Consider the following 3927-nt stretch of genomic DNA (forward strand, 5'->3'; position numbering starts at 1 on the left):
AACGGCTCGTCACACGATGCATTGGTTTCGCTCAGCATGACGCCAGCGCCGGCGCTCATGCACTGCACGCCGCCCGCGCGGACGATCGCCCCGTTGCCGAGGCTGTCGCGATGCGCGAGCGCACCGTCGAGCACGTAGGTGACGATTTCCGCGTCTCGGTACGGCCGCATCCCGTAGCCGCGAGTCGGCGCGATGCATTCCTCGTTCAGTTCGCGCAACGCGCCGAAGACCGGCGGCCCGCCGGGGCCGGACGCACAAGGAAAGCTGTGAAGGAATTCGTGCCAGCCCTGGCTACGCTGGTCGCGATCGGCGGCGCGGCGAATCTGGAACATGGGGCGGACACTCCGTGAGATGCATTGTTTTGGCATGCCGCCACTGTATGAGTGTGCCAATCGCGCCACAATCCGCCGCCTGCGCACCGCATCGTTGCGCCTGTGAATGCAATCGATGCAATGTCCATTGCAAATACGATGATTGTCGCAACAACCGGATCAATGCGTCGAAGAATCGACCGGTCGGCCCGGATTGCCGGTTTCCGGGTATCGCGTTCGGGTAAAATACCGCCCTTTTGGCGTTCGCCGTTCCGGCGGCCGCCATCGCCAGAGCGCCGATCGGCGAATTTTGGCCGTCTAGAATACGCCGCGGCGCCCGGTTCGACCGGCCGCGAGCGCTCCCGGAAAGAGAAGGATGGAAATGAAGAAGGCCGCCCTGTGCGCCGCCCTCGCCCTCATGGCGGGCAGCGCCTTCGCGAAGGAGTGGAAGACCGTGCGGATCGGCGTCGACGCCAGCTACCCGCCGTTCGAGTCGACCGCGCCAAGCGGCGAGATCGTCGGTTTCGACGTCGATCTCACCAAGGAAATCTGCAAGCGGATCAACGTGAAATGCGTGTGGGTGGCGCAGGATCTCGACGGGGTCATCCCGGCGCTGAAGGCGAAGAAGTACGACGTCATCGTGTCGTCGCTGACCGTCACCGACAAGCGCCGCGAACAGATCGACTTCTCCGACAAGGTCTATGACGCGCCGGCGCGGATGATCGCGAAAACCGGCTCGCCGCTGCTGCCGACGATCGCCTCGCTGAAGGGCAAGCGCGTGGGCGTCGAGCAGGGCTCGACGCAGGAGACCTACGCGAAGACGTACTGGGAGCCGCAAGGCGTGACGATCATTCCTTACCAGAACCAGGACCAGGTCTACGCCGATCTCGGCTCGGGCCGCCTCGACGCGACGCTGCAGGACGAGCTGCAGGCCGACTACGGCTTCCTGCGCACGCCGCGCGGCAAGGGCTTCGCGTTCGCCGGGCCGGAGGTGAAGGATCCGAAGACGATCGGTGACGGCACCGCGATCGGCCTGCGCAAGGAAGATACGGACCTGAAGCTCAAGATCAACAAGGCGCTGGCCGACATGCACAAGGACGGCACGTACGACCGGCTGTCGCACAAGTACTTCGCGTTCAGCGTCTATTCGGCTCCGGCCCGCTAAGCGCCGACAAGAAGAAGCACCGGATGCGGGGGCGGCCCCGCGTCCGGGCAGTACAGGCAGTCAACCACGCGCCGCCCGCCCCCTTGCCCGCCGCTCGCTCGACGGGCGGGCCCGGCACCGATGCCGGGGCGGACGGTCATGATACGTACGGGGCGTTCCGCGCAGCTTGGCGGGCGCGTCTTTCGCGGCGCACCGCGTGCGCCCTAAGGGACCACACCAGGGACCACATATGTTTCTACAAGGTTACGGCCCGCTGATCCTCGCTGGCACCTGGCAAACCGTCAAACTGGCGGTGCTGTCGCTTGCGCTGTCGTTCCTGCTGGGCCTGCTCGGCGCGGGCGCGAAGCTGTCGCGCAACCGCTTCACGAACGGTGTCGGCACCGTCTACACGACGCTGATCCGCGGCGTGCCCGACCTCGTGCTGATGCTGCTGCTGTTCTACAGCCTGCAGATCTGGCTGAACATGGCGACCGACGCGCTCGGCTGGGACCAGATCGACATCGACCCGTTCCTCGCCGGCGTGCTCGTGCTCGGCTTCATCTACGGCGCGTACTTCACCGAGACGTTCCGCGGCGCGTTCCTGTCGGTGCCGCGCGGCCAGCTCGAGGCCGGCAGCGCGTACGGGATGACGAACTGGCAGGTGTTCACGCGGATCATGTTCCCGCAGATGATGCGCTTCGCGCTGCCGGGGATCGGCAACAACTGGCAGGTACTCGTGAAGTCGACCGCGCTCGTGTCGATCATCGGCCTCGCCGACGTCGTGAAGGCATCGCAGGACGCCGGCAAGGGCACGCTGCGGTTCTTCTTCTTCACGCTGATCGCGGGTGCCGTCTACCTCGCGATCACGACGATCTCGAACTTCGTGCTGATGTGGCTCGAAAAGCGCTACTCGACCGGCGTCCGCAAGGCTGACCTATGATCGATCTCATCCAAGAATACTGGCGCAACTACCTCTTCACCGACGGCTACCGCATCACCGGCGTCGCGATCACGCTGTGGCTGCTGGTCGTGTCGATCGGCCTCGGCTTCTGCCTGTCGATACCGCTCGCGGTTGCGCGCGTGTCGAAGAAGAAGTGGCTGTCGGGCGCGGTGTGGCTCTATACGTACGTGTTCCGCGGCACGCCGCTCTACGTGCAGCTGCTGCTCTGCTACACGGGCCTCTACAGCCTGCAGGCCGTGCGCGGCACGCCGATGCTCGACGCGTTCTTCCGCGACGGGATGCACTGCACGCTGCTCGCATTCACGCTGAACACCTGCGCGTACACCACCGAGATCTTCGCCGGCGCGATCAAGGCGACCTCCTACGGCGAGATCGAAGCCGCGCGTGCGTACGGGATGTCCTCCTTCACGATGTACCGCCGCGTGATCCTGCCGTCGGCGCTGCGCCGCGCGCTGCCGCTGTACAGCAACGAAGTGATCCTGATGCTGCACGCGACCACCGTCGCGTTCACGGCAACCGTGCCGGACATCCTGAAGATCGCCCGCGACGTGAACTCGGCAACCTACATGTCGTTCCATGCGTTCGGCATCGCCGCCCTGCTCTATCTCGTGATCTCGTTCACGCTCGTCTGGCTGTTCCGCCAGGCCGAGCGCCGCTGGCTCGCGTATCTGCGCCCGCAAGGCAAGTAAGTTTTCGCAGGACTATTGATGAATTCCCAGACTCAGAAGCTTTTCGTCGACAATCTGCACAAGCGGTACGGCGACAACGAGGTGCTCAAGGGCGTGTCGCTGAAGGCGAACTCGGGCGACGTGATCAGCGTGATCGGCTCGTCGGGTTCCGGCAAGAGCACGATGCTCCGCTGCATCAACTTCCTCGAGCAGCCGAACGCGGGCCGCATCGTCGTCGACGGCGAGGAAGTGCTCACGAAGGCCGACAAGGGCGGCGCACTGCGCGCGGCCGATCCGAAGCAGCTGCAGCGCGTGCGCACCAAGCTGTCGATGGTGTTCCAGCACTTCAATCTCTGGTCGCACATGAACGTGATCGAGAACGTGATGGAAGCGCCCGTGAACGTGCTCGGCATCCCGAAGAAGGAAGCCGAGGAGCGCGCGCGCGAATATCTCGAGAAGGTCGGCCTCGCGCCGCGCGTCGAGAAGCAGTATCCGTCGCACCTGTCGGGCGGCCAGCAGCAGCGCGTGGCGATTGCACGCGCGCTGGCGATGCATCCGGACGTGATGCTGTTCGACGAGCCGACTTCCGCGCTCGACCCGGAGCTGGTGGGCGAAGTGCTGAAGGTGATGCAGAAGCTGGCCGAGGAAGGCCGCACGATGATCGTCGTCACACACGAGATGGGCTTTGCGCGCAACGTGTCGAACCACGTGATGTTCCTGCACCAGGGCCGCGTCGAGGAAGAAGGCGTGCCGTCCGAGGTGTTCGCGAACCCGAAGAGCGAGCGCCTGCGCGGGTTCCTGTCGGGCAGCCTCAAGTAACATCGCACGCTGCACGCCACGCGT

Annotated in this window: 5 protein-coding genes; 4 read left to right on the plus strand and 1 reads right to left on the minus strand. The window is 65.0% G+C overall.

The window, feature by feature from the left end; all coding sequences use genetic code 11:
- A partial coding sequence (locus JYJ84_RS30575; RefSeq protein WP_205189887.1) for a pirin family protein occupies nucleotides 1-332 on the minus strand: 332 nt, incomplete at its 3' end.
- Between the two features lie 361 nt (nucleotides 333-693).
- Here JYJ84_RS30575 and JYJ84_RS30580 point away from each other — a divergent pair.
- The 4 genes from JYJ84_RS30580 to JYJ84_RS30595 all read left to right on the plus strand — a co-directional run bounded on the left by JYJ84_RS30580 (nucleotide 694) and on the right by JYJ84_RS30595 (nucleotide 3903).
- Nucleotides 694-1476 (plus strand): ABC transporter substrate-binding protein, encoded by a 783-nt coding sequence (locus tag JYJ84_RS30580; RefSeq protein WP_122946743.1) that lies wholly within the window; start codon nucleotides 694-696, stop codon nucleotides 1474-1476.
- A gap of 229 nt (nucleotides 1477-1705) precedes the next feature.
- Nucleotides 1706-2395, plus strand: a complete 690-nt coding sequence (locus JYJ84_RS30585; RefSeq protein ID WP_021158491.1) for an ABC transporter permease — start codon at nucleotides 1706-1708, stop codon at nucleotides 2393-2395.
- Nucleotides 2392-3105 carry an ABC transporter permease gene (locus JYJ84_RS30590; protein WP_122945999.1) on the plus strand — a complete coding sequence of 238 codons (714 nt, stop codon included), beginning with the start codon at nucleotides 2392-2394 and terminating at the stop codon, nucleotides 3103-3105. Before JYJ84_RS30585 ends, JYJ84_RS30590 begins: the two co-directional genes overlap by 4 nt.
- 18 nt (nucleotides 3106-3123) lie before the next feature.
- A complete protein-coding gene (locus tag JYJ84_RS30595; protein ID WP_122946000.1) occupies nucleotides 3124-3903 on the plus strand; it encodes an ABC transporter ATP-binding protein in 780 nt (259 codons plus the stop codon).
- Nucleotides 3904-3927 lie beyond the last annotated feature (24 nt).

The organism is Burkholderia sp. LMG 13014 (assembly GCF_905232215.1).
GTDB lineage: Bacteria > Pseudomonadota > Gammaproteobacteria > Burkholderiales > Burkholderiaceae > Burkholderia.

Coding starts and splice junctions, on each gene's coding strand:
- JYJ84_RS30580 (WP_122946743.1), top strand. CDS start 694: ATGAAGAAGGCCGCCCTGTGCGCCGCCCTCGCCCTCATGGCGGGCAGC.
- JYJ84_RS30585 (WP_021158491.1), top strand. CDS start 1,706: ATGTTTCTACAAGGTTACGGCCCGCTGATCCTCGCTGGCACCTGGCAA.
- JYJ84_RS30590 (WP_122945999.1), top strand. CDS start 2,392: ATGATCGATCTCATCCAAGAATACTGGCGCAACTACCTCTTCACCGAC.
- JYJ84_RS30595 (WP_122946000.1), top strand. CDS start 3,124: ATGAATTCCCAGACTCAGAAGCTTTTCGTCGACAATCTGCACAAGCGG.